16 protein-coding genes and 3 pseudogenes are annotated in these 24,075 nt (G+C 66.6%); 7 read left to right on the plus strand and 12 right to left on the minus strand.

What is annotated here, in order from left to right; all coding sequences use genetic code 11:
* Window positions 1-53 precede the first annotated feature (53 nt).
* Both C6376_RS35880 and C6376_RS35885 read left to right on the plus strand, forming a co-directional pair.
* Entirely contained in the window at window positions 54-530 is a 477-nt protein-coding gene (locus C6376_RS35880; RefSeq protein WP_107447224.1) for an SLATT domain-containing protein, read from the plus strand.
* 2 nt (window positions 531-532) lie between these two features.
* Window positions 533-1,846, plus strand: a complete 1,314-nt coding sequence (locus tag C6376_RS35885) for a nucleotidyltransferase (RefSeq protein WP_254076198.1) — start codon at window positions 533-535, stop codon at window positions 1,844-1,846.
* A gap of 191 nt (window positions 1,847-2,037) precedes the next feature.
* Here C6376_RS35885 and C6376_RS35890 read toward each other — a convergent pair.
* From C6376_RS35890 to C6376_RS44085, 4 genes and pseudogenes are all read right to left on the minus strand, one after another.
* Window positions 2,038-2,748, minus strand: a pseudogene (locus C6376_RS35890) (transposase); the annotation flags it as partial.
* A 160-nt stretch (window positions 2,749-2,908) separates the two neighbouring features.
* Window positions 2,909-4,323: pseudogene (locus C6376_RS46590) on the minus strand (IS701 family transposase).
* 97 nt (window positions 4,324-4,420) lie between these two features.
* Window positions 4,421-4,591, minus strand: a pseudogene (locus tag C6376_RS35900) (transposase); the annotation flags it as partial.
* A gap of 41 nt (window positions 4,592-4,632) precedes the next feature.
* Window positions 4,633-5,658 carry a LuxR C-terminal-related transcriptional regulator gene (locus tag C6376_RS44085; protein WP_159083359.1) on the minus strand — a complete coding sequence of 342 codons (1,026 nt, stop codon included), beginning with the start codon at window positions 5,656-5,658 and terminating at the stop codon, window positions 4,633-4,635.
* A 479-nt stretch (window positions 5,659-6,137) separates the two neighbouring features.
* On the opposite strand from C6376_RS44085, the gene C6376_RS35910 reads away from it, so the two are divergent.
* The 3 genes from C6376_RS35910 (at window position 6,138) to C6376_RS35920 (ending at window position 10,242) form a co-directional block, all read left to right on the plus strand.
* On the plus strand, window positions 6,138-7,166 hold the full coding sequence (locus C6376_RS35910; protein ID WP_107447227.1) for a phenylacetaldoxime dehydratase family protein: 1,029 nt from the start codon (window positions 6,138-6,140) through the stop codon (window positions 7,164-7,166).
* A 97-nt stretch (window positions 7,167-7,263) separates the two neighbouring features.
* Entirely contained in the window at window positions 7,264-7,629 is a 366-nt protein-coding gene (locus C6376_RS35915; protein WP_159083360.1) for an ester cyclase, read from the plus strand.
* A 276-nt stretch (window positions 7,630-7,905) separates the two neighbouring features.
* A complete protein-coding gene (locus C6376_RS35920; RefSeq protein ID WP_107447229.1) occupies window positions 7,906-10,242 on the plus strand; it encodes a molybdopterin-dependent oxidoreductase in 2,337 nt (778 codons plus the stop codon).
* 82 nt (window positions 10,243-10,324) lie between these two features.
* Here C6376_RS35920 and C6376_RS35925 read toward each other — a convergent pair whose 3' ends face one another.
* The 5 genes from C6376_RS35925 to C6376_RS35945 all read right to left on the minus strand — a co-directional run bounded on the left by C6376_RS35925 (window position 10,325) and on the right by C6376_RS35945 (window position 15,678).
* Window positions 10,325-11,263 carry a PmoA family protein gene (locus C6376_RS35925; protein WP_107447230.1) on the minus strand — a complete coding sequence of 313 codons (939 nt, stop codon included), beginning with the start codon at window positions 11,261-11,263 and terminating at the stop codon, window positions 10,325-10,327.
* The gene (locus C6376_RS35930; protein ID WP_107447231.1) at window positions 11,260-12,375 is read right to left on the minus strand and encodes a Gfo/Idh/MocA family protein; all 1,116 of its coding nucleotides are present in this window, start codon (window positions 12,373-12,375) and stop codon (window positions 11,260-11,262) included. The genes C6376_RS35925 and C6376_RS35930 overlap by 4 nt, the downstream gene beginning before the upstream one ends.
* A 90-nt stretch (window positions 12,376-12,465) precedes the next feature.
* The gene (locus C6376_RS35935) at window positions 12,466-13,770 is read right to left on the minus strand and encodes an ABC transporter substrate-binding protein (RefSeq protein WP_107447232.1); all 1,305 of its coding nucleotides are present in this window, start codon (window positions 13,768-13,770) and stop codon (window positions 12,466-12,468) included.
* A gap of 101 nt (window positions 13,771-13,871) precedes the next feature.
* Window positions 13,872-14,765 (minus strand): carbohydrate ABC transporter permease, encoded by an 894-nt coding sequence (locus tag C6376_RS35940; RefSeq protein WP_107447233.1) that lies wholly within the window; start codon window positions 14,763-14,765, stop codon window positions 13,872-13,874.
* Complete coding sequence (locus C6376_RS35945) at window positions 14,758-15,678, minus strand: carbohydrate ABC transporter permease (RefSeq protein ID WP_107447234.1); 921 nt, start codon at window positions 15,676-15,678, stop codon at window positions 14,758-14,760. The genes C6376_RS35940 and C6376_RS35945 overlap by 8 nt, the downstream gene beginning before the upstream one ends.
* 231 nt (window positions 15,679-15,909) lie before the next feature.
* On the opposite strand from C6376_RS35945, the gene C6376_RS35950 reads away from it, so the two are divergent.
* Entirely contained in the window at window positions 15,910-16,899 is a 990-nt protein-coding gene (locus C6376_RS35950; protein ID WP_216825646.1) for a LacI family DNA-binding transcriptional regulator, read from the plus strand.
* A gap of 335 nt (window positions 16,900-17,234) precedes the next feature.
* Here C6376_RS35950 and C6376_RS35960 read toward each other — a convergent pair whose 3' ends face one another.
* A complete protein-coding gene (locus C6376_RS35960; protein ID WP_107447237.1) occupies window positions 17,235-17,945 on the minus strand; it encodes a cupin domain-containing protein in 711 nt (236 codons plus the stop codon).
* A gap of 130 nt (window positions 17,946-18,075) precedes the next feature.
* Here C6376_RS35960 and C6376_RS35965 point away from each other — a divergent pair, with 130 nt between their 5' ends.
* Window positions 18,076-18,720: an SGNH/GDSL hydrolase family protein gene (locus C6376_RS35965; RefSeq protein ID WP_107447238.1), complete on the plus strand. Its 645-nt coding sequence runs from the start codon at window positions 18,076-18,078 to the stop codon at window positions 18,718-18,720.
* A gap of 74 nt (window positions 18,721-18,794) precedes the next feature.
* Here C6376_RS35965 and C6376_RS35970 read toward each other — a convergent pair whose 3' ends face one another.
* Together C6376_RS35970 and C6376_RS35975 are read right to left on the minus strand one after the other, a co-directional pair.
* Complete coding sequence (locus C6376_RS35970; protein WP_107447239.1) at window positions 18,795-21,065, minus strand: right-handed parallel beta-helix repeat-containing protein; 2,271 nt, start codon at window positions 21,063-21,065, stop codon at window positions 18,795-18,797.
* 474 nt (window positions 21,066-21,539) lie between these two features.
* Window positions 21,540-24,020 (minus strand): RICIN domain-containing protein, encoded by a 2,481-nt coding sequence (locus C6376_RS35975; RefSeq protein ID WP_254076200.1) that lies wholly within the window; start codon window positions 24,018-24,020, stop codon window positions 21,540-21,542.
* Between the last annotated feature and the right edge of the window lie 55 nt (window positions 24,021-24,075).

Raw genomic sequence — 24,075 nt, forward strand, 5'->3', positions numbered from 1 at the left:
CAACACCTCACCCGCATCAGCAAGTTCAGCAAACATCACCCTAACGAGCCGAGATCAGTAAGCACCGGTGGCAGCAGGGCGTCCTCATTGCGCTCACCGGGATCAGCTCGGGCACCTTCCTTGCCGCGGTGGTCGGCCTGCTGGGCAACGCGGTGCTGACGAGCCTCGCGACCTCTTCTATCGCGCTCCTGGTCAGCTGGATGAGCCTTGGGACGAAGACCTTCAAGTTCGAGGAGGAGTCTCAGGCCCACCGCGGCATCGCCTCTCGGCTGTGGGACGTCCGGGAGTCGTACATCTCCCTCATCGCCGACTTGATGTCCGGCACCGTCTCCAGCGCGGAGGGCCGAGAACGGCGGGACGAGCTGCAGCAGGCCGCGCACAACGCGTACGCCGACGCGCCCAGGACGAGCAACAGGGCGTTCGCGCGCGCCCAGGGTGGGCTGCAGAACAACGAGGAGATGACGTTCACCTCGCGCGAGATCGACCTCTTCCTCCCGGAGGCGCTCCGGCTCGGCGAAGGACAGGCATGACGATGAAGACCTCAGAGATCTTCGAAACGCTGCTCCAGAACCTGAAGGTCGGGGAGACGGCCACGACGGTCGCCTCGCGCCGGGACGAGATCACGAAAGCGCTCAACAAGGACTTCCGCGACAAGGACGGCTGCACCGACTACAAGCTGATGGTCGGATCGTTCGGCCGGCACACCGCGATCAAGGGCGTGTCCGACCTCGACATGATCTTCATCCTCCCGCCCGGGATCCGGTCGAGCTACGACGGGGACACCGGCCCGCGGAGGATTCTCGAGAGGGTCCGCGACGACCTCAAGGCGCGGTACAAGAACACGGAGATCCGCGTCGACCAGTGCGTCGTCCGAGTGCGGTTCACGTCCAACGCGTTCAAGTTCGAGGTCCAGCCGGCATTCGAGAACGCCGACGGCAGCTTCGACTACCCGGACACGAAGGCTGAGGGCTGGAAGGTCACCAAACCGCGCGAGGAGATCGCCGCGACCAAGGAGTGCAACGACCGCACCTCGACGAACATGCGCCACCTCGCCCGGATGACAAGGGCATGGAAGAACGCGACCGGCGTAAACATGGGCGGCCTGCTCATCGACGCCCTCATCTACAACTTCTTCGACCAGACCGACGACTACGACGCAGCGGGCACAGGCTCGTTCGACCTCATGGCCCGCGACTTCTTCGAATTCCTCAAAGATCAGCCAGAGCAGGAGTACTACCTGGCGCTGGGCAGCCGGCAGCGGGTCCACGTCAAGGCGCAGTTCCAGCCGAAGGCGAAGAAGGCGTACAACCGATGCCTCGAGGCGATCACGGACGAAGACAAGACGTCCGCCAACAAGAAGTGGCGCGAGGTCTTCGGCACGTCGGTGCCGCTGGCGAAGAGCGCGAGCGAGTCGTCCCGGTCGTTCAGGGACACCGAGGAGTTTATCGAGGACGAGTTCCCGGTCGACGTCTCCGAGACTGTGTCCATCGACTGCGAGGTCACGCAGGCCGGATGGCGTCCGACCTGGCTCCGCGCGATGCGTCGCGGCGGGATCCTGCTCAAGGCCGACAAGAGCTTGAGGTTCGTGGTCACCCACTGCTCGGTCGGGGAGCCCTACACGCTGAAGTGGAAGGTGCTCAATCGTGGTCCGGAAGCCGAGCGGCGGGACATGATCCGTGGCCAGATCGTCGACTCGAGCAAGCGGGGAGTCCGCATTGAGCACTCGGACTTCAAGGGTGAGCACGTCGTCGAGTGCTACGTCGTCAAGGACGGGGTCGTCGTCGCTCGGGACCGGATCGACGTGCCGATCGGCAACACGAGCGTCAAGACGGCGAACGTCTCGTAGGGGACCGATCCTCGGAGCGCGATGAGGCCCCGACGAATCTGCCGGGGTCTCGTCGCGTCAGGTGTCCGCCCGTAGGGTTGCAGCATGAGCAGTTCTAGCCTCGCCGTTTCGGTTGGGCTGATGAGACGTAGTTGATCGTCAGCTGTCGGGTGGGCGAGTCGTTTTCGCTGCTTTGGCATGGTGAAGGCTTTCGCGGATCCGGCGCCGTCGGTGCGGATGAGGATGTCGGTTCCGTGCCGGTGGGCGTCGGGAATCTGCGCGAGGGCCTGGTCGAGCACCATGATGTGGTCGGTGGCGGTGTTGGCGCCGGCGTTGCCGGGCCGCAGCCGGCCGGACAGTGCCTCGCCGGTGTTGGCCAGGAAGCACAGCAGCGGGTGGAACCCGAAGCCGCCCTTGTAGGTGGGTGCGGCCTGCGCTCTCTCGGAGTGGCAGGTGACCAGTGTGGCATCAAGGTCCAGGACCAGACCGGGCAACATGCGTCCCGCGGCCCGGGCTGCGGGGATGCCCTCACCGTGCTCGGCGGCCTGCAGCCAGGCGACTTCCCGGGCCTGGGCGCGGGCCGCCCGCAGCGAAGCCAGTGCCCTCTCGTCGGTGTCGGCGAGCAGCCGCCAGGCCGTCGGTGTCGAGGCGATCGGGCCGAACACCTCTGCCTGGTCACGCAGGACGGCCAGGTCCGCGATGGCCTCACCGCCGTCGGCGAGCATCACCGCCAGGTCGGTGGCGATCCGGCCCGGGTCATGTCCGGTTCCGCGCGGCCGAAGTGGCCTGAGCGCGGCGGAGTACGCGGCGCTCAGCCCGGTGGCATCGGCGAGATCCGCCAGCAGTCGTGCCCCGGCATGACCGACCACCCCCGAGCCATCCGCGCTGACATGGATCTTGGGGCGCAACCCGATAACCTGCACGTAGAAAGTGCCCTCCGCCGCGACCGACAGAACCCCTCAGCAAGGTTCATCGTCCCAGGTCAGGAAGGCACTTTCGCGTTTCCGCCTCAACAGCCGTCGTACTCAAGTGAAACGGCGAGGCTAGCGGTGGTTTGTTGACGGCGGATCGGAGCGGTAGAGGTCAAGAGGTCTGCCGGTGGCGACGGCGTCGAGCAGTGCCTGGAGTTCGCTGGGCGGAGGCTGGGCTCTCCAGGCCCGCCAGCAACGTTGCAGCATGTTCCAGGGCACCAGCCAGCCACGGACGGCCCGGATCGCCCGGGGCCAGCAGGGCAGTTGGGGCGGATGATGTTCTGTACCGCCCCCTCGCTGCCGCTTTTGACGGCGTGTCAGGCTCGGGCGTCGGGTCGACCGACGGTGGTGGCGGTGGGGTGAACCAGGTGTTCCAGCAGAAGCTGAACGCGCAGTCGACCAGGGTCTGGTGGCGGCGGATGGCGGTGTCGGAGCGGACCTGGAAGTCGGCCCAGCCGAGTTCGTCTTTGACCTGTTTGTAACTCTGCTCGACCCAGTGCCGCAGCCCATAGATCCGCACGATCTCAGCGAGGTCGGCGGGCAGGTAGGGCGAGTCGGCAACGCGTGGGGAGCCGGGTCGGGGCAGATCGGTGGCCAGGTACCAGGTCGCCTTCGCCGGCAGGGTGGCCGGGTCGGTGGTGGCCACGACCAGGCGGACGTTACCGTCCGGGCCCCACCAGCCGAGTCGGACTTCAGCGGCCCACCAGGTGGCAGCGTGTCCGTCGCGGAAGGTGCGCTCGATGCGTGTCCAGTCCCCGGGATGGTCGGCGTCGGTCCAGGTCAGAGTGTGGGCGGCGTCGACGGGGGTGTACGCGTCGGTGCCGTAGGACCAGGTGCCGTGCCGGGGTTTGAGGGCCATGACGAACGCCAGGCCAGCTGCGTGCAGGCCAGCACGGAAGCTGTCGTGGTCGCCGTAGGCGCAGTCGGCGGCCACCGCCCTGAAGACGATCCCGGCCGCCTTGGCCTGGGCAGCCAGGGCCACCGCGATCTGCAGCTTGGACTGGAAGCCCGGGTCCTTCTTCCCCTGCGGGAAGTGGTGGGCCGGGTATAGGGGCGGGCGTGCACCGGGTAGTAGATGCGCTCGTCCGCCCAGCAGGTGGTCACGGTAACGACGCCCCGGTCGACCTTCCCGACCGAGCCCAGGTACTGCTTGCCCACATGAGCAGTAGCACTGCCGGACTTGCGGTCACCCGAGTCGTCGATGACCAGCACCCCGCCCGGGTGTGGCCCGGTCGCCGGGTCGGCTACCAGCAGCTCCAGACGGCGCCCGTTGACCCGGTGGTTGTCCCAGGTCGACTCCGAGAGGAAGAACTGCAGCCGCTGCACCGCCGCATGCTGGGCGCCGACCACCGGCTCGGTGCCGACGAGGCAGGTCAGTGTCTTGTTCCGGTCCCGCGGAAGCAGCAGCCCGGACAGATACTCGCGAAAGCCACGCCGCTGCGCCAGCGTCTCGAAGAGATCATCGAATCGGGCGGCGTAGGCTTCCAACGGACCGGGAGCAGGCGGGCATGGCAGCCGCTTCGTCATCTGCGACTCCACGAAGGCGAGTTGGAAACTCTCACCTCCGATCTACTACCGCTCCGATCCGCCGTCAACAAACCACCGCTAGCTACAGCGTGGCCCACGGACCGTAGCGCTCGGGTACATCCCGCCAGGCCACCCCGGTGCGGAACTTCCACACGATCCCGTTGAGCACCGTGCGGTCGTCCAACCGCCTCCTGCCACGCAACGACTCGGGCAGCAGCGGCCGGACGAACTCCCACTCCGCATCAGACAGTTCATGACGACGTATCACCCGACCATAATCCACCACGCAAGATCATTTGAAGACACCGCCTAGGCACCACCGTGCATCGCTCGAGTGAGCTCCACCCGTGACCGCAACGCGAGTTTACGGTACGTGCTCTTCAAGTACTTCTTGACGGTGTGAGGGCTCAGGAAGAGCTGTACCGCGATCTCGCCATCCCTCAAGCCCGAGGCAACGAGGTCTGCTATCTCGTACTCCCTGGGGCTCAGGACTCCCTGGATCCAAGTCCGTGCGTGAGTCGGTGACGGTGCGTCGACCCGGTTGTGGATGATCGTGATGATCATGTCGTCGTCCGGCAGGTGAACCGACCGTAGCCTCAGGCCGGTCTCCGGATCTACGCTCGGGCGCGCCGTACCGTCGCGAACATGTGCTGCTCCTTCGCGCGCCCTGGCCAGAACATCGTCGAAGGTCTGGTCCTCTGACAGCCCGGCGAGGACCTGCCGTGCCGCTGGATTCGCGGTGCGTTCCGCAGTGCGTGTGTCCGTCACGATGACCGGTTCGTCGATCAGCTCAAGGGCCGCGGACGCGCGCGCGAGCCGTCTGTCGAGCTCTTCAGCGACGTTGTTCCTCTCCATGGCCAGGCCGGACAGACGGCCGAGCGCCTCCATCACGGTCAGCTCCGCGAGAGCGAATCTGCCCTGGCTCGACGTCCGAGCCACGTTCAAGGTGCCTCGTACCTCTCCGGCCACGATCAGAGGTGCCTGCAACGTGTGGGCGATGCTGTGCAGGGCGAGCACCTGCCTGTAGAGGGGAAGGAGCATCCACTCGGCTGGCTCTGAGATCTCTGCTTCCGTCACCGCTGAACGACGTGTCAACACCGCCTGCAGCACAGGGTCCGAGTCGCGCCCCTGATGTTCGTACCTGGCGAGGAAGTACTCGCTGACGCCATGCGCAAGCACGCTCGATGCCGCGTTACCGTCGCTGCCCAGGAGATACACGCCCGCGGCCTTTCCGGGGATGACGCGGCACATTTCCTCAAGGATCCTGGTCTGGATCTCCTCCTGCTCCCCACACATGCGTGCCTCGGCGGCGAACCGGAGCAGCGTGGTGCTCACCGAACCCTCCACACGGGGCGCCTTTCTGCGGCCGAGCCGCTGGTCGATGCCCGACGTACGACACCAGCTGCTGCAAACAGATCTCCCTGAGTACGCGCGAGATACGAAGGGCGGCGCCCGTCACGAGGCGCCGTTGGTGCCTGAAAGGTTTCGTGCGTCGTCATTCGCCTCTGTCCAAAGAACCCGATATTCACTTGGTCCCCGGGAAGGCCGGCGCGTGGTGACCTCACCGCTCGCGCTGCTCCGAGGATCGACCCATGCGGGAGCAGGGTCAAGTCTGAACAGCCCCGCCGGCGCTGTGACGGAAGGTTGCGAAGCGAAGAGGACCCGTTCGGGTGACGGCCGGCGCGTCTCGGTCTCCGTCGCACGCCTCGGTGGCCTCCAACGAGTACGGGTCGGCAGTACCTGCTCGGGGTCTGACGACGCGGGGTCGCGCGCAGCAACGCTGAGCCATGAGTTGCCCATGAGAGGAACCGACGGTGACGAAGATACGACCTCGCGACTTCCACAATCCCTACTCCGCGTACAGCTCGACTTTCTCATCGCTCGACGAAGTCATCGTCATGGCGCAGATAGGCATTCAGTACCTCCCAGGAACTGATGCGAAGGACGTGCATGAGCGGCTGCAGGGGGCCTTGGCAGCAGAGTCCTGTGTCTATCAGGCCGAGGCCGGACGCCATGTGGACGCAGCCGGCCGCGCCAACGAGGTTTTCATGACCTACTGGACCTCCGACGAGGATTACCAGCGATGGCGTGCGGAGCACCCCCTGGAGTCCTGGGCGCCGAGCTTGGTTGAGCGAGGCATCGGCCTGTGGGTCGAGACGATTCAGGTGCCGGCGCGCCGACTGGAGACGTCCTTTTCGACCGAGGACGTCCGATGGGGTATCGCCGAGAGTCGATCGACGCAGCTCAACCCGTTCCACTCCTACTTCGGGTCGATGCGCGACCGTATCCACGACGCCGAGGACGGCGCCCTTCCGGCGACCGTGCAGGACGTCTCAATGGGCGTCGTGACTTCGCTTGACCGCCATATCTGGTTCGAGGTGCCGGAAAACGCCTGCTTCATCAGGTCGCCTCAGGGTTGGCGGCACTGTCCCGATGCAGAGCGCGACTGGTTCGAGGAGCGGATGCTCCCCGTCTATCAAGTAGGGGTCGACTACCTGGTGGACAACCCCCTCACGACCGGGTGTCTCAGTATCCGCAAGCTCGACGTCGACTTCCCGGCCGGATCGCAGGTGCAGACGTCCTCTCTGGCTTGGTGGCAGTCGCTGGCGCACCTCGAGGCATGGGCCCATGAGCATCCGACTCATCTTGCGATCCTGAAGAGCTTCGGCGAGCTGGCGGCGCACTTCGCGCCAGACGTCACCGTGGTGCTCGGTCACGAGGTCTATGTGGTGCCGGAGGGCGGCGCCCGAGCCGAATACGTCAATTGTCACGACCGTACCGGCCTGCTGCCGTTCTTCGGCCATCTGAGCACCGCTGAGTCCCATCCCATTACCCGTCACTGAGCGGTCCGGGTCCCTGGCCGAAGGTAAGACGCGAGGTCGAACACGATCGTTGACTACGAAGTCGGCGGGATTCATGTTGCCAGGAGGCAGCCCGGGAGTGAGTCGTCGACTCGGTCAACTCCGGTGCTGCTCGCGCACGGCGGACTCCAAGGTCCACATGGCCGGAGCGCCCGAGGCGCGAGGCTCCGAGGAGTGCCGGGCGGCCTTCGGGTTCCTGCTCGAAGCCCGGCCCGACCAGCAGTTCGACCTCCAGGAGATCGTGGCCCACGACGGGGGCTACCTGTGCCGCTCGATCCTCACCGGCACCCTGGCCAAGCTATGGAACCTGGGCGGCACGGTGGTCGAGCCGCGCGGGCAACGCGTGAGTTTCGGCATCCTCGACGTCATGACGTGCCGCGAGGGTCTGATCGTGCGCAAGGAGGTCTGGCTCGATGGCGGGGCGATGATGGCAGCGCTCATGTGAGGCGAAACCGCGAGGTTGGGTCGGCGTCCGCACGCACCCCAGAGGCGTTCGAACGAGGGTTGACCAAGGTCTTCGCCCGGCCTGAGCGAGGTCGGGACTCGCGAGCGGGCAGCCAGACGCCTGCCACCCACGGGGCCGGCTCTCGAGTCGTTGTCCAACGCCGTTCACCATCCGGGTCTCGGTGGATGGTGGGTCCGCCGTGCTCGGGTCAGTACGAGCGGTGAACTCCGCTCGGTCACGACTGCCACGCATTGCTTGATGAGAGGACGTTCACCTATGCAGAACCCGCGCCCCGCTCGAACAGATGTGCACCACGGAGTGTTCACGACTGCCACGCACTGGGGGAGGTATCGAGTCGTCGTCAAGGGCGGGGAGGTCCGCTGGATCTCACCCCTGGACGACCCGGAGCCGGCCACGATCGGCTACCGCCGAACGAGCTATGACCAAGGTCGAGGTCGTGTCCTTCGTCCCATGGTTCGGACCAGCTACCTGCGGAACAGGGATACGCCCGCGCGACCACGGGGCGACGACACCTTTACACCTGTCTCGTGGGAGCGCGCGCTCGACCTGGTGGCAGAAGAGATCAAGCGCGCCCACAACACGCGCGGGCCCAGCTCGATCTTCGGAGGTTCCTACGGGTGGGCAAGCGCTGGGCGCTTTCACCATGCGCAAAGTCAGGTGCATCGCTTCCTCAACGTGGCAGGTGGCTACACGCCTTCGACCGACAGCTACAGCTTCGCCGCCATGGCGCGGATCGTCCCGCACGTGCTCGGCACCTCAGCCAATGAGCACTTGCTGTCCGTCCCGACGTGGGAGGAGATCGCGGACCACGTCGACCTCCTCCTGGCCTTCGGTGGCCTTCCTGCCAAGAACGCTCAGGTCAACCCCGGCGGGGTGCACGTGCACCGGTCGCGCTCGGGCCTGCGGATGTGCGCCGAGGCCGGCGTCGAGCTGGTCAACATCAGTCCACAGCGGAGCGACCTCGACATCGACGATGCGCAATGGGTCCGCGTCAGGCCCAACACAGACACCGCCTTGATGCTGGCCCTGACCTACGAGGTGTGGGCCGCCGGCGACCACGATGCCGAGTTCCTGCGGGAGTGCTGCGTGGGGGCCGAGGATCTCGTAGCATACCTGTCCGGGTCTCTGGACGGCGTCGTCAAGGACGCGAGCTGGGCGGCCGAGGTGTGTGACATCCCTGACGCCACCATCCGTGACCTTGCGCGCCGGATCGTGGGCGGCCGGACGTTGATCACAGTGAGCTGGTCCATTCAGCGCGGTGACCATGGCGAGCAGCCCTTCTGGGCCGCCATTGCTCTCGCCGCCATGGCCGGTCACCTGGGTCGGCCCCAGAGGGGGGTCGCGCTCGGGTTCGGCACCCACCACAGCACCGGCGCGCGTCAACGCAAGCTTCCGGTCGCCGCATTCCCGCAAAAAGTGCGTGAGCTTCCCGAGATCGCGCCCATCCCGGTTGCTCGCATCGCCGACATGCTGCTGGGTCCTGGGCAAGAGATCGACTTCGACGGCCGCCGCGTGACCTTTCCCGACATCGACCTCGTCTACTGGTGCGGGGGAAACCCGTTCCATCATCACCAGGACCTCAATCGCCTGGTGGAGGCCTGGCAACAACCCCGTACGATCATCGTGCACGAGTCCTTCTGGACCGCCACCGCCAAGCATGCCGACATCGTGCTGCCAGTCTCCACCTATCTCGAACGCAACGACGTGGCGTTCGGCCGCCACGAGTCGCACCTCTCTGTCATGCACGCCGCGGTAGACCCCCCGGGAGAGGCACGCGACGACTATGCGGTGTTCGCGGACTTGGCAGACCGGCTTGGATTCCGCCGCGAGTTCACCGAAGGTCGGTCTGCCGATGAGTGGGTGCGGCATCTCTACGACACCACGCGAGACGGCCTGGCCGCTGCCGGCATGCCGATTCCTGACTTCCGGACCTTCTGGGCCGCCGGCGAGGTCACCATTCCCCTGCCGGAGCCCGATCGGCGGGCCGACCCGTTGGCGTTGTTGCGTGAGGACCCGATGCGAAACCCGTTGGCCACGCCTTCCGGCAAGGTTGAACTGACCTCGGCGACGATCGAGTCCTTCGCCTACGACGACTGTCCGGGACACCCCACCTGGCTCGAGCCTCAGGAGTGGTTGGGCTCGACGGTTGCGGAGCGCTTCCCCCTGCACCTGCTCTCTCCGCAGCCGCGAACCCGTCTACACAGCCAGTACGACCAAGCAGACCACAGCGCTGAGTCCAAGGTCCGGGGACGCGAGCCGATACAGGTGAACCCCGACGACGCGACAGCCCGCCACATCCGCGCGGGTGACGTCGTTCGGGTCTTCAACGACCGTGGTCAGTGTCTCGCCGGTGCGGTGATCGACCCAGGAGTCCGCAGCGGCGTCGTCGTGCTCCATGCCGGAGCGTGGTACGACCCCATCGAGCCTGGTGGGCTCGACGCGCACGGCAACCCGAACGTGCTCACCTTCGACAAGGGCACCTCGAAGCTCGCCCAAGGCCCAAGCTCAGGAACGGCACTTGTCCAGGTCGAACGCTTTGACGGACCACTCCCGCCAGTGCGGGCCTTCGACCCTCCTGCGCAGGACACCTAGTTGGACTCCGTTATGTCCGAACTCTTGGGCAAGCCGGAGTGCCGGACACCCGCCCGGCACTCCGGTCACCACCCTGTGGGGCTCATACGGTTTCACCGGCAGCGACGGGCGCCTCGGACCGCGCGAGCACCTCGCGCACCGCGTCGGCGAGCGCGGGAGCCGCGTTGGCGTCGGCATCGGCGATCCCGACGCCGTAGCGGAACCGCACGGTGGAGCCCTGTTCGATGGTCAGCTCCTCGCTGAAGAACGGTGCGGGGTTGAGGCAGGCGAACTCCTCTGTACGGGCGAACCACTGCGGCGGGTGGTTGGGGTTGGCTGCGTCGTCGACCATGAGCACCAGCGACTCGGCGTCGGTCTCGTCGTGGCGGCCCGCGAAAGCCATCCACTGCATGCGCCGCCCGCGGACCTCGTCGCCGCCCAGGCCTTCCTCGGTCACGAACTGACCGCCGGTGAACGATCGTGGCCCCCGCCAGAACAGGCCGCCGTAGCCGGCGTTCTCCCGTCCCTTGGTGGTCGGCGATCCCATGGCGACGTCTGTTCCGGAGACGTTCGTCATCTGCGTCTCGAACGTCAACGCCCAGGCGTCCGGGGAGATCAAGTGCGCCCGCAGCGTCCTGCGTTCCGTGAAGAACAGCGCGCCGGACTGGGTGGTCCAGTCCAGGTCGTGAGCGACGGTTGCCGTATCGGCGTCTCGGTTCATGGCGACGATACGGCGGTGCGCCTGGGTTCCGTTGTTCGCCAGCTGGACGTAGAAGCGTCCGTGGATGTACGTGGGGCCGCCCCAGAAGTTCTCCTCGCCCACGTGGGGCAGGGACCATGCGATGCCCTTGTGCCATACGTGGTCGTGGGGACGGAACAGGCTGACCACCTTGCCGGCCCGAGTGCGCAGGGGGTGGATGTAGGGCTTGGGCGACTCCAGTTGAACGGTGTCCGGCTGGTAGACGTAGCGGAACAGCTCGGTGTCGCCGTCTCGGACTGTTACGGAGGCACCGAGGTCGTGGCGGATTGCAAGAGCGTTCATACGAGGACTTCCTTGATGGGTTCCCAGGGCACGGCGCCGCCGTCCATGCTGAGCGTGAACGGGTCGTCGCCGGTCAGTTCCCCTGCGGCAATGGGGACTCCGCGGAAGGCCGAGGCGTATGTCGCCGCGGCGAACTCCAGGGTGCGGCGCGCCTCCGGCAGGCAGACGCCGGGTTCCTGACCGGCGTCCCAGGCGTCGAAGATCGCCTCGATCTGGCTCCTGTGTCCGCTGGTGACGTCCGGCTCGTGACCGTCGGCCCAGTGGGCGGCGAGTTCCTCGTGGCCGGGTGCCGGGGTGAATCGCCAGTGCTCCTCGCGGTAGCCGTAGAGGTGCTCCAGTTCGACCGTGGCGTACTCGAAGTCGAAGCGCAAGCGGGAGGTCTCCCGCGGGGAGAGCAGGGAGTTGACGACCGTGGCGAGGGCTCCGCCCGCGAACCGGACGGCGGCGATCGAGACGTCCTCGGTGTCCGTGGGCCGCGCCTGGCGGTCGGCGAGTGCGGTGATCCGGGACCAGGGGCCGAGCACCGACAGCATCAGGTCGAACTGGTGGATGCCGTGTCCCATGGTGGGGCCGCCGCCTTCGACGTCCCAGCGTCCCCGCCACGGCACCTCGAAGTACTCGTCGGGCCGGTACCACAGGGTTTCGCAGGTGGCGACCAGTGGCCGGCCCAGTACGCCGGAGGCCGCAAGTCGGCGCAGGCGTACGGCCGCCGCCCCGTACCGGTGCTGGAAGACCGTCAGGACCCTGGAGCCGGTCTGTTCCTGCACCGCGGCCAGTTGGTCCATCTCGCGCAGGCTCAGCGCGGTCGGCTTCTCCACCAGTGCGGTGACGCCTGCCTGCATCACCAGGGATGCCAGGGGTGCGTGGGTCTGCGGTGGCGTGCAGATGTGCACTAGATCGAACTCATCGCTCTCCAGCAGGTCCTTCGGGTCGCTGAAGACCTGCGGCGCGGAGAATCGGTCGGCGAACTCAGCGGCACGTGTCCGGTCTACATCGGCCACGGCGACCAGCTGTGCACGTGCGGAGAGTTCGGTGAGGGCTTCGGCGTGGGCGTGGGCAATACCGCCGGTGCCGATGATGGCCACGCGGTACGGCGGCCGGGAGCTGGGCATGGGTGGTTTCTCTCTCTTGGATTTCTGACTCGCTTGACGCGGGCTCTCCCCGGGGCCGCGGGGGGAGGGGCCACGGCCCCGGAGGAGAGGTCACTTGGCCGCGTCGATCTCGCCCTGCAGCTCCTTGATGAAGGCCTTCGCGGCGGCTTCGGGCGAGGTCTTCTTGAAGTAGACGTCCTGGCTGTAGCGCTGCAGCTCCGGCTCGATCCCGCTTCCGCCGTTGGGCGTCACGACCGGCGACTCACCCGGCGTCACCGCGTTCATGTAGTCGACGGCCGCCTTGTCGGTCCCCGCCAGACCCGAATCGAGGTGCTGGAGCATCTTCTTGTTCGCGGGGATTCCGCGCTCCGTCTTGAGGATGTCCGCGGCCGCCGGGTCGTTGAGCAGGAAGTTGACGAACTCGGCGGCTTCGGCCGGGTGCTTGCTCTGGCTGGAGACCGCCCAGTACATGGAGGGCTTGAGGAAGTTTGCCTTCGCGGTGCCGACGTGGGGCATCTGGAGCAGCTTCAGTTGCGCGCCGGTCGCCTGCTGCAACGCGGTGACCTGCGTGTTGTAGGCCCCGGTCATGGCTGCCTTGCCGGTGGCGAAGCTGCCGGCGGTGATACCGGCGGTCTGGTCCTCGACCATCGTCGAGGCCTTGACACTGGCCCCGGAGGAGATGAGGTTCAGCCCGTACTTCCACATGTCGACGAGCGCTTTGGGCTTGAGCGTGACGTTTCCGTCCTTGCCGAAGACGTTGCCGCCCTCCTGACGGGCCCAGTACTTGAGGCTTCCGGCGTCGAAGCCGGGGGCGCCGGCCGTGCCGTGGATCTTGCCGCCGCTCTTGTCCGTCAGCTCCTTCGCGACCTTGGCGTAGTCGTCCCAGGTCCACGTCTTGTCGTCGGGGAGGGCCACGCCGTACTTCTTGAACAGGTCGGTGTTCACGACGACGGACATGACGCCGATACCGACGGGAAGCGCGTACTGCGTACCGTCGACCTGTCCGGTGGCGAGGGCGTTGGCGTCGAACTGCGAGGTGTCGAGGAACTTCTTGGCCTGGCCGAGGTCGTACAGCGCTCCGCGGTCCGCGTAGGACGCGAGGTAGAGCTCGTCCATCTGGACGACGTCGGGCGAGTCCTTGGCCGCGGTGGTCGTCGCGAGCGCGTCCCAGTAGCCGTTCCAGTCCTTGTACTGTCCCTTGATCTTGATCTTGGGGTACTTCTTTTCGAACGCGGCGATGGCCTCGTCGGTGAGCTTGGCGCGGGCGTCCGCTCCCCAGTAGGTGAGGCGGAGGGTGATGGGCTTGTCGCTGAGCTTGGCGGGGGTGTCGGTGCCGCTTCCGGAGCAGGCTGTCAGTACGAGCGAGAGTGAGGCGACCGCTCCGATCGCGACGCGTCTGAAGGGGTTGGCGTGCATGTGGTTCTCCTGTGTGTGATGTGTGGGTGTGTTCTGTGGCCGCGGTGCTCCCGAGCGGTCATGACCCGGTGCCTCCGCAGGTCCGGCTGTCGCCCTCGCGGTTACTTGCCGCCGGTGGTGGCGATGCCTCGAAGGAGGAAGCGCTGTCCGGCGAGGAAGACGAGGAAGACGGGAACGAGCGACACGACGCTCATGGCGAAGACCGAGCCCCAGTCGGTCGCGCTCTGCTGGTCGACGAACGTGCGCAGCGCGAGCGGTGTCGTGTACTTGTCCGGATCCGTGAGGTAGATGAGCTGGGTGTAGAAGTCGTTCCAGGTCCAGATGAAGGTGAAGATGGCGGTGGTCGCCAGCGCCGGGACCATCAGCGGCAGGATGACGTGGAAGAAGATCCGCGCGTGCCCGGCGCCGTCGATCCGTGCGGCCTCGTCGATCTCGCGCGGGATGCCGCGGATGAACTGCACCATCAGGAAGATGAAGAAGGCGTCGGTCGCCAGGAACTTCGGCACGATCAGGGGCAGGAAGGTGTTGACCCAGCCGAGCTGCGAGTACAGGACGTACTGCGGAACGATGATCACGTGGACGGGCAGCATGATCGTGACGAGCATGATGGCGAACCACGCGCGCTTCGCCTTGAACTCGAGCCTGGCGAACGCGTAGGCGGCCAGGGAGCAGGCGAAGAGGTTGCCGAGGATCGCGCCGGTCACAACGATCAGCGAGTTGATCAGGTAGTGGCTGAACGGGTGGGAGAAGGCGTTCCAGCCGTTGCTGTAGTTCTCCAGCCGCAGGTGCGTCAGAGTGAGCCCGGCGTTGCGGAAGATCTCGCTGTTCGGGCGCAGAGAGCTGACGACCATCCACAGGACGGGGTACAGCATCATCAGCGCACAGGCGATGAGGAGGATGTGCTTGAGGAGAGCGCGGATCTTGCGCTGTCCGCGGCGCCCGTGGGAGCGGGCGACGGTCGGCGTGCGGGGTACGGCTACGGCGCGGTCAGTCATCGTAAAACACCCAGTACTTTGAGGCCCAGAAGTTGACGGCGGTGAAGAGCGCGACGATGAGGAGCAGGACCCACGCGAGCGCGGACGCGTAACCCATGTCGAAGTGGCCGAACCCCCGCTGGTAGAGGTACAGCGAGTAGAAGAGGGTGGAGTCGGCGGGGCCTCCGGTGCCGCCCGAGACCACGAAGGCCTGAGTGAATGTCTGGAAGGCGTGGATGATCTGCAGCACCAGGTTGAAGAAGATGATCGGTGTCAGCAGCGGGATCGTGATGCTGCGGAACTGGCGCCAGCGCTTCGCGCCGTCGACAGACGCCGCCTCGTAGAGGGAGGTCGGAATCTGCCGCAGGCCGGCGAGGAAGATGACCATGGGGGCGCCGAACGTCCAGACGTTCAGGACGATGAGGGTCGACAACGCGGTTCCCGGCTCGGAGACCCAGCCCTGCCCCTGGATGCCGAACAGGTCGAGGCCCTTGTTCACCAGACCGCTTGTGCCGAAGACCGTGCGCCACAGCACCGCGATCGCGACGCTGCCGCCGATCAGTGAGGGCAGATAGAAGACGGAGCGGTAGAAGGCGAGGCCCCGCACTCCCTTGTCCATCAGCAGCGCGAGTCCCAAGGCCAGCGCCAGTTGCAGCGGGACGGAGACCAGGACGTAGGTGAACGTCACCTGGAGCGACTGGTGCAGACGCTCGTCATGGAGCATCCGCGTCCAGTTGTCGAGTCCGCTGAACTGCGGCGGCTGCAGCAGGTTGTACTTGGTGAAGCTGAGGTAGAGCGAGGCCAGCATCGGGCCGAGAGTGATCCCGAAGAGCCCGACGAACCAGGGCAGAAGAAAGAAGAACGCCGCCTTGTTCTGCTGTCGCGCGCCCTGTTGGGACCCGCGCAGCCGGCGTAGTTCATTGATGGAGCTCATGGCACTGCTCCCTTGAGCGGCGGCATCGGAAACACAGTGGTGCGGGACCGTCCCGGGTCCCGCCCTCCCGCAAAAAGTGATCGTTCACCCTGTGGGTTGCGAGGACCATAGTGAACGATCACTTTTTCCGTCAAGAGTGTGTACTCTCTGACTTCCGGAAGGTTGGCAGAAGGTGGGGGCAAGCGGATGGACGGCGCTGACACGGCGCGACGACGGCCGACGATCACAGACGTGGCACAGCTGGCCGGGGTGTCACCCCAGACGGTGTCGCGGTACCTGCGGTTCAACGGCGGGCTGAAGCCGACGACCCTGGAACGCGTGGAGAAGGCGATCCGTGAACTGGACTACCGCCCCAACCTGGTGGCGCGGTCCATGCGCACGCGCAAGACCGGCAGGCTGGCGATAATCATGCCGGCCATGGCCTTCAACCCCTCACGCATGCTGGCGGGAGCCAGCGCGACGGCACAGGCCGCAGGATACTTCGTGGACGTCGTGAGCGCCGGGGGCGGCATACGGGCCAGGAGCGAGCGCCTGCTGGAACTCGCCGACTCGGGACAGTTCGAGGGCATGCTCTCCCTCGCCCCCGTACTCCCCTCGGTGGAGAACCAACTGCACCAGAGGACGACCGTGGTGATCTCGGCCGATTTCGACGACGAGATGCGCGTCATCGGAGAGTTGGCCGACGCCAGGCCCCTGGCTCAGATGATCGAGCATTTGGCAGCACTTGGCCACACCCGGTTCCTGCATGTGGCCGGCGACGCGCAGTTCGCCTCCGCGCGAGCGCGCAGACAGAGCTATCTGGACACGATCGAACACCTCGGCCTCGAGTCGGTCGGGGTCTTCGACGGCGACTGGTCCGGCGAGTCCGGCATCGAGGCGATCCGGTCGCTCCCGAGCCGTTCGCGACCGACCGCGGTGATCGCGGCCAACGACCTCGTCGCCGCCGGCGTCGTCCGCGGCGCCCGGGAACGCGGCTGGGACGTGCCGGCCGACATCAGCGTGACCGGCTGGGACAACGTCGGCGTGGGTCAGTTCATGAACCCGTCCCTGACCACCGTCGACGTGGACCTCGAACGGCTCGGCAGCAAGGCCATGGACAAGCTGATCGCGGGTTTGAGGCACACAGCGACCGTGTCGGCTGAGGTATCCCTGTTCCGCGTCATCTGGCGGGAGTCGACGGCCGAGCCGCCTGCGACAGGGCGACCCAGCCGCAGGCGGTGACCAAGGGCGGGCACCGCCGCCGGAGGAGCGGTCGCGGGGCAGCCGATGTGCTTTCCCCTGCCTGACCGGCCCTCCGGCCGGTTCTGAGGAGCGAGCCGGTGCGGCAGCGTGCGCCACCGGGCCGGAGTTGGCCCGGGCCGGCAAGGCGTACTCCTCCCGCGCGATACGGACCCACGCGAGCACGGTGTCCCGCGAGCCGGCAGGCTTCCACGGGTTGGGGCGCGGCAGTCGGTTCGGCAGGTCACCCGCCTTCGACCACGACGCCCACCAGCAGCGCAACGCCGTCGGGCGGTCCATCAACCGCTGAAGCAGTGACGTGACCCGCGGCACCGGCATCAGTTCTCGTATACGTCGAGCCGGCCGCACATTCCGAACTTCCCACGAATAGCGGGCTGTTGGGATCTCACGACGGCATCGGCGAGGTGGGGACACTCTCCCCGCTCCAGCGAGTCGAGCTGCACCCCGGTGGCCGCGGCGGCGGCCTCGGCGCCCCGGCGCCACCGCTCGCGCCACTCTTCGATACGCGGTCGCACGAGCGCGGCGGCGGCCCGGTGGAACGCGGCCAGGGCCTCGGGCCCCTCGGCGTCGCGCAGTGCCCGGTAGCCCTCCAGGGCGAGGTCCCGGCGGGCCCGGGCGACGCGCTCCTGCTCCTCCTCGGGCGCATCGGGCGGGATGACGGTGGCGCGTGCGTACGCCTCCGGATCGATCAGGTACTCCGGGGGCAGCGTGAGGACGGCGTCCCCCGCCTCCGGCAGCCCGCTGTTCTGCATCAGCACGGTGATCCTCAGATCACCCTCGTTGACCAGCCGGTGGATGGTGCCGGGCGTGAACCAGGCGACCGTGCCGGCCCGGAGCGGGGTGACCTCGTATCCGGATGTGGTCAGCGTCTGCACGACACCGCGTCCGCCGGTGACGACGTAGGCCTCCGAACACGCCAGGTGCATGTGAGGAGTGCCGCCGCATCCCCCGTCGGCGGCAGGCCAGTCGTACACCGACACGTGTGAGATGGCGACGCCCCCAGGCAATCCTGTGTTGGTTGCAGTCATGTGCGCGCGCATTCCATTTCGTGAGACAGTAAGCGATTTCTATTCCTAGTGAATTTACATGCACCTCACGCGCCGGGTCAATATTATGCTTAAAATCGAACCTCGCTGACGGAGCGGCAAGGAGGATGATGTGAACAATGGATTGGCAGGCAAGAGTGTTTACGCGTTCGGTGACAGCATTGTGTACGGACACGTGTATCCGCGCAGTTTTGCGGACATCGTCGCCGAGCAGGAGAGCATGACCCTCACCAAGTTCGCCCGAAATGGTGCCACCATCGGCGCCGACCCTCATGCCTCCGGTGGGCAAATACGTGCGCAGGTCGAGGATGCGCCCGACGTCGCGCCCGACTTCGTCATCTTCGACGGAGGCACCAACGATGCGCAGTCGATCTACCGGGATCGGGCGTATGACGTCGGCACTTACGCGGAAGAGCTGGAGAGGACATTGAAGACGATGAAGCGGAAATGGCCGACCGCTCGCATCGCGTACGTCGCAGCCCACAAACTCGGCTCGCGGGACTGGGGCATTCAGGTAGCCCTGCGCAAGGTGACCTTGCAGGCCTGTCGGCAGTGGGATGTCGCCATTGCCGACGTTTTCGGGGAAACCGCGTTCGACACCCGCGATGATGCTCACCGGGCGAAATACACATTCGACGACCTGGTCGACGGTCTTCCTGGTACAGAGGGATCGGGAACGCACCCCAACATGGCCGGTATCACCGCATTCTATGTGCCGGTGGTAACCGCCGGACTGCAGCAGATTTCATCACGTTGATCGATGCGCGGAAATCAGGTCTGTCGGGCCGGCGCCGGCCCGACAGACCTGATTTTATCTTTTCAGGGCCGATATTATTGGCCGTACGCGGGACCGCGCGTGAACCGGACGTCGTCCACGTGCACCGACCCTCGCTCACCCCCGTTCGAGTACCAGGCGATCTTCGCGATCCCCTGCATCGAGGTGCGGAACGTGGCGTCGGTCAGAATGCGCTCGCCGTCGATGTCCAGGTCGAAGCGCTGGTTCACGGTGTCCACGGTGAGCGTGACCCGGTACCACTTGCCGTTGGTGTACGTGCCGAGCACAGTGTCGGTGGTGCCCTGATAGGCGTGGATCTGGCCGCGGGCGAAAGCGACGCTGACGGCCTGGACGCCGCTGGAGTTGTACACGTACGGCAACCCGAACCAGCCGGCTTGCGTGTCGTTGCGCATAACCTGCGCGTCGATGGTCACCAGGCCCTGCATCGGGGTGCTGAAAAGCCGGGCGAGGTTCGTGCCGTCTGTGCCGCCGCCGTCGACGGTGCGGGTCAGGCGGACGCTCTTGTCGGTGGCGGACGGGGTCTCCACCACGGAGATGTCGTTATTGGTGGAGATGACCCGCCAGCCGTTCGTCCCGTTGGCGAGCGTCCCGGTCGGCCGGCTGTCGAAGGTGTCCGTGAAGGCGATGTTGGGCGCTCCGCGTTCGAAGGCGCCGATCTCCGGAGCGTTCCCGAGCGGCACCGTAGCGCCGGCGAAGTCGAGGCCACCGTTGTTGGCGACGCTGACACCGGCGTCGACGAAGGGGGACCCGGCCTGGAGTGCGAAGTTGGCCGCGGTGTCGAGTCTGGGACCGTTCTCGTCGCCGTAGGGTCCGGTGACGGCGGCGTTGACGAACAGCGGGTTGCCCTTCTTGGGCGTCGTTTCGGGCAGGCTGGTCAGCGTGTCCGAGTACCCGTTGTTGGTGTAGATGATGCTCGACTCGAGCCTGAAGGTGGCGTCCTTTGTGGAGCCGAACAGGTTGTTGGTCAGCGTGGCCTTGCCGGGGCTGGTGACACCGCCGTCAACCATGGCCGCTGCGGCGGTGTTGTAGAAGGTGTTGTTGTAGATGTCCGCCGTCGTGCCGGCCGACTGCGACAGGTGAAGGGTCCATCTGCTGCTGCCCGTCACGACGTTGTAGCGCACGATCACGCTGCCGAACTTGACTGCGGAGTTGCACGCACACAGCAGGATGCCGTCGCCGTTGTCGTGCAGGTAGTTGTACTGGAACAGTTGGTTGGTGGTGCCGATGTCGGGGTCCAGGGCGTTCTGGTCAGCGCCGCCCGCCGCGAGGTGGGTGCCCATGATCTCGTTGTGCTGGACGGTGACGTTGTCGGCCATGTTGGTCTCGACGCCGGAGACGCCGACCCGGTCGATCACGTTGCCTTCGACCAGTCCGCCGCGGACGCCGGTGAGATAGATGCCGTTGCAGCCGTAGGGGGTGTTCGCCTGCGTGATGTAGTTGCCGCGGAACGTGACGTTGGTGTACGGGGTATAGGCGGGGTCGGTGGCCGTGGCGCGCTTGCCCCAGCCGGTGTAGACGGCACCGGGCGCGTCACCGGCGTACTGCTTCGTGACGATCCCGTTGAACGAGGTGTTCTTGATGGTGGAGTTCTCCACGGTGATGTCGTCGAGCACCGTGGGGGCACCGGGCGCGGTGATGTCCTGCACGCCGGTGAGGAACGCGATGCCGCCGGTGTCCTTCGAGCGGTCCCAGCCCTGCGCGAAGGTGATGCCCGGCTTGTTGTTGGCTGTGCTGCCGCCGACCCACTTGACCTCGCCGGTCACGTCGTGCACGTCGACCGAGTCGATCACGAAGTGGTGCAGGGTCTGCCCGTTGTCACCGTGCACGCCGATGCCGCGGAAGTCACCGAGTTTCGAACCGTCCGTCGTCCCCGTGGGCACCGCGTTGGATACGTCGAGGTCGCGGATCTCCCAGTACTGCTGGTTGTTCAGCCGCACCGCGTCGCCGACCGTCCCCTGACCGGCGATCTTCGGCTTGGCACCCGTCCCGTAGCTGTCGATGGAGATCGGGGAGCCGTCGATGCCGGACCCCTTCGGCCACAGTTGCCCGGTCCAGCTGTCACCGGCCTCGAAGCGAATGATGTCGCCGGGCTGGAACGTCGTCGAGTTGACCTTGGTCAGGGAGCGCCAGGGGGCGCTGCTGGTAGTGCCCGCGTTACTGTCGCTGCCGTTCGTGCTCACGTAGTAGGTGGTGCCCGCGGCGAAAGCCCGCTGCGCGGGGATGAGCACGATGGACGCGATCACGACGGCCAGCACGCACAGTACGGCGGCGGTCGATTGTGGCAGAAGTCTTCGATTGACGGTCATGGTCCTCTTCTTGTCGTCCGGGGTGTGGTCCTGGCTCCTGTCATGACGCCTGTGGCCGGGCCTGCGGGTAACGGCTCGGGGCCCGGACGGCCCCGGTCCGTGCGGTGGACGCACCAGCGAGTGTGCGACGACATCCGGGGGAGTCCGGGCGGACATGGCTCTTCGGCGGCCGGGCCCTGCGGACGTTCCGACACCTCGAACGCGGCGTGGCGCGAGTCCTCGTGGTCGCCGTTCTTCCGCCACCGCGGTTGGCCGAGAATCCTCATGTCTGCCTCTCCGGAAGTGTTCTGGAAAGCCTGCGGGAAAACGTATTCCGCCCAGGGTGCCCAGCGGTTGTCAAGTGCGTCAAGGCTTTGAGCGGGCCGGCTCTGGTGGGCCGGTCTGACACGCGCGCCGTTGCTTCCGGCACCAGTCGGGGGGCAGGCCCGGGGTTCGGGCCTGCCCCGCTCACGGTCTTGCTCGCTGCTCAGCCGGTCAGGCCACCTTCACCAGCTTCCACCGCTGGTTGCTGCTGCCGTTGGTGAACCACTGGTCGATGGGGGTGTTGTCGGTGGTCCCGGCCTTGGACACGTCGGCCTTGGACCCGTTCGAACGGGACTCGATGGTGTACGTGCCGCTGCCGGCCGGGACGATCAGCCACTGCTGGGTGACGCTCCCGCTGGGGGTCCCCACCTGCAACTGAGTGCCGGGCCAGGTGGATGCCGCGCTGACGTCGAGGGCCTTGCCGCTGGTCACACCCGTGACGGTGAGGTAGCCACCGCTGGTGTAGGCCAGCTTCCACTGCTGGCTGCCGCTGTTCGCGTCGGTCTTCTGGACAACGGGCGTGCCGTCGCTGGTTCCACCGTTGTAGACGGTGAGCACCTTGCCGCTGCTGAGGCTGACGAGCTTGTAGGTGCCGGACAGGTCGCTGACCGGTTCGTGGGTGATGGAGAAGTTGGAGTATTCGACGGGGTAGTAGCCGGCCGTGCCCAGGCCGGCCAGGCCCGCGCCGTAGCTCGCGTCGGTGACCGTGCCGACGGTGTTTCCGTCGATCTTGGCCGTGATGGTGCTGTCCTGGAAGGTGAGGGCCAGCTTGTGCCAGGTACCCGTGCCGGGCGCGGTGACGGTACCGCTGGCGAGGGTGGTCCAGTTCCACGAGTTGTTGCCGGCGGTGTCGGTCTTCAGCAGCGACCAGGCTCCGGTGTCGGACAGGCGCAGGTGGTAGGCGTTCATTCCCCCGGCGCTGAACTTCGTCTGGGTGCCGACGCGGCCCAGAAGCTCTGCGGAGCTGCCGCTCTTCTCCAGCAGTACGTCGGAGCTGACCGTGTAGTTGCTCCAGCCGATGTCGCCCATGATGGTGTAGGGCTGGAGGGCGTTCGAGGCCGGATACCACCAGATGATCGGCTTCTGCGGTGCGGTCTGGCGCAGGCACTGGCCGGTGCGGCCCCCGGTGCAGGGGGCGGCTTGGAAGGCGCCGTTCATGGAGGCGAAGTACTTGGCCTCCTGCCCGGTGCTGTATCCGGCGAAGGAGTCCGAGTACGGCATGGAGAGTCGGTTGCGGGCGGGCGGGGTGGTCGTTCCGGAGCCCTGACCGGTGGTGGTGGTCACGGTGTAGAGGTGACCGGGGTCCAGGGTGAGGGTGTACGTGCCGTTGCCGGTGGTCAGGTCACTGTTCTGCACCATGCGCGGGGTGGCGCCGCCGGGCTGCGACAGGTCGGTGGACCACACGTGCAGTGCGCCGCCGGGCAGGCCGCCGGCGATGTTGAGGGTGACCGTCTGGGACGCGGTGGCGTCCATGGTCTCGAAGACGGTGCTCCAGGCGCTCTTGTCGGGTGCGGCGTAGCTGACGTAGCTGCCGTTGGTGCGGTCGCCGCCGAGGTATCCGGAGGCGGTGTCGAGGTACTTCCAGCCGGGCGAGGTGAACTGCGTGGTCTGGGCGATGGACCAGGCGGTGCGGGAGACGCTGTAGGCGCCGGACCACGGCTGGTTGGCGGTGACCAGGCCCTGGTCGTGGAAGTAGAGGTTCTGGTAGTCGGCGGCGAGCATCGGCCAGTTGATGTAGGCGCTCATCTTGGCGTCGAGGTAGCCGCGGTTGATGGCGCGGGCGACCGGGGCCGCTCCGGTTTCGGCGTTCTCCGAGCCGTTCTCGCTGGCCCAGAGCTGCTTGCCCAGCGACTGGGCGTCGGCGGTGGAGGAGCAGGTGGTCATCGCGGACGCGTACGTGCAGGGGTAGTGCGCGCCGACGATGTCCACGGCGTTGTTCAGGGTGCTGTCGGTCTTCATGGCGGTGGCGATGTTCCAGTTGGTCTCATCGCTGCCGACCAGCTTGGTCGAGGTGTAGCCGTTCGCCGCCAGGGCGGACTTGAGCTGCTCGTAGAAGCCGGCGTTGTACGTCTTCTCGTTCCGGCCACCGATGTAGTCGATGGTCAGGCCGTGCTGTTTGGCGCAGCCCAGCCAGTCGATCAGGTAGTTGATCCCGTCCGTCGAGTAGAAGCTGCCGTTCCCGATCCAGCCGGGTGCGCCCCAGGCCAGGGCGAAGAGCTTGATGCCGGGGTTACGGGCCTTGGCCTGCTCCATCATCCACCACTCGTAGCCCGCGTTGCAGTCGATCTCGCCCCTCGCGTGCTCGAAGCTGGCCTCGGAACCGTCGGTGGAGTTGGTGTCGCCGCCGATCTCGACCTTGAGGATCTGCAGGGCCGCGCCGTAGCCGGGCTTGAACAGGTAGTCCAGCACCTGGCTGCGCTGGGTGGCCGGGTAGTCGAACAGCAGGCGGCTGTTGCCGCCGCCACCGCTGATCGCTCCGACACCGTCGAAGGTGCGGCCGCCGCTGGCGCCGTCCACGGTGATCGCCGTGTCGGTGGAGGCATACGCCGGCGACACTGCTCGGCCGGTCAGCAGGGCCAGTGCCATGAGGAGGGCGGCCAGGGCCGCCAACCGTCTGATGTGCCTGTCAGGCAGGCTCAAAGCATTGTGCACGGGGGCCTTCCTTGGGGGCGGCGCGGGTGTGTGACTTGCACTGAGACGCGGTCCT

This window comes from Streptomyces sp. P3, assembly GCF_003032475.1.
Lineage (GTDB): Bacteria > Actinomycetota > Actinomycetes > Streptomycetales > Streptomycetaceae > Streptomyces.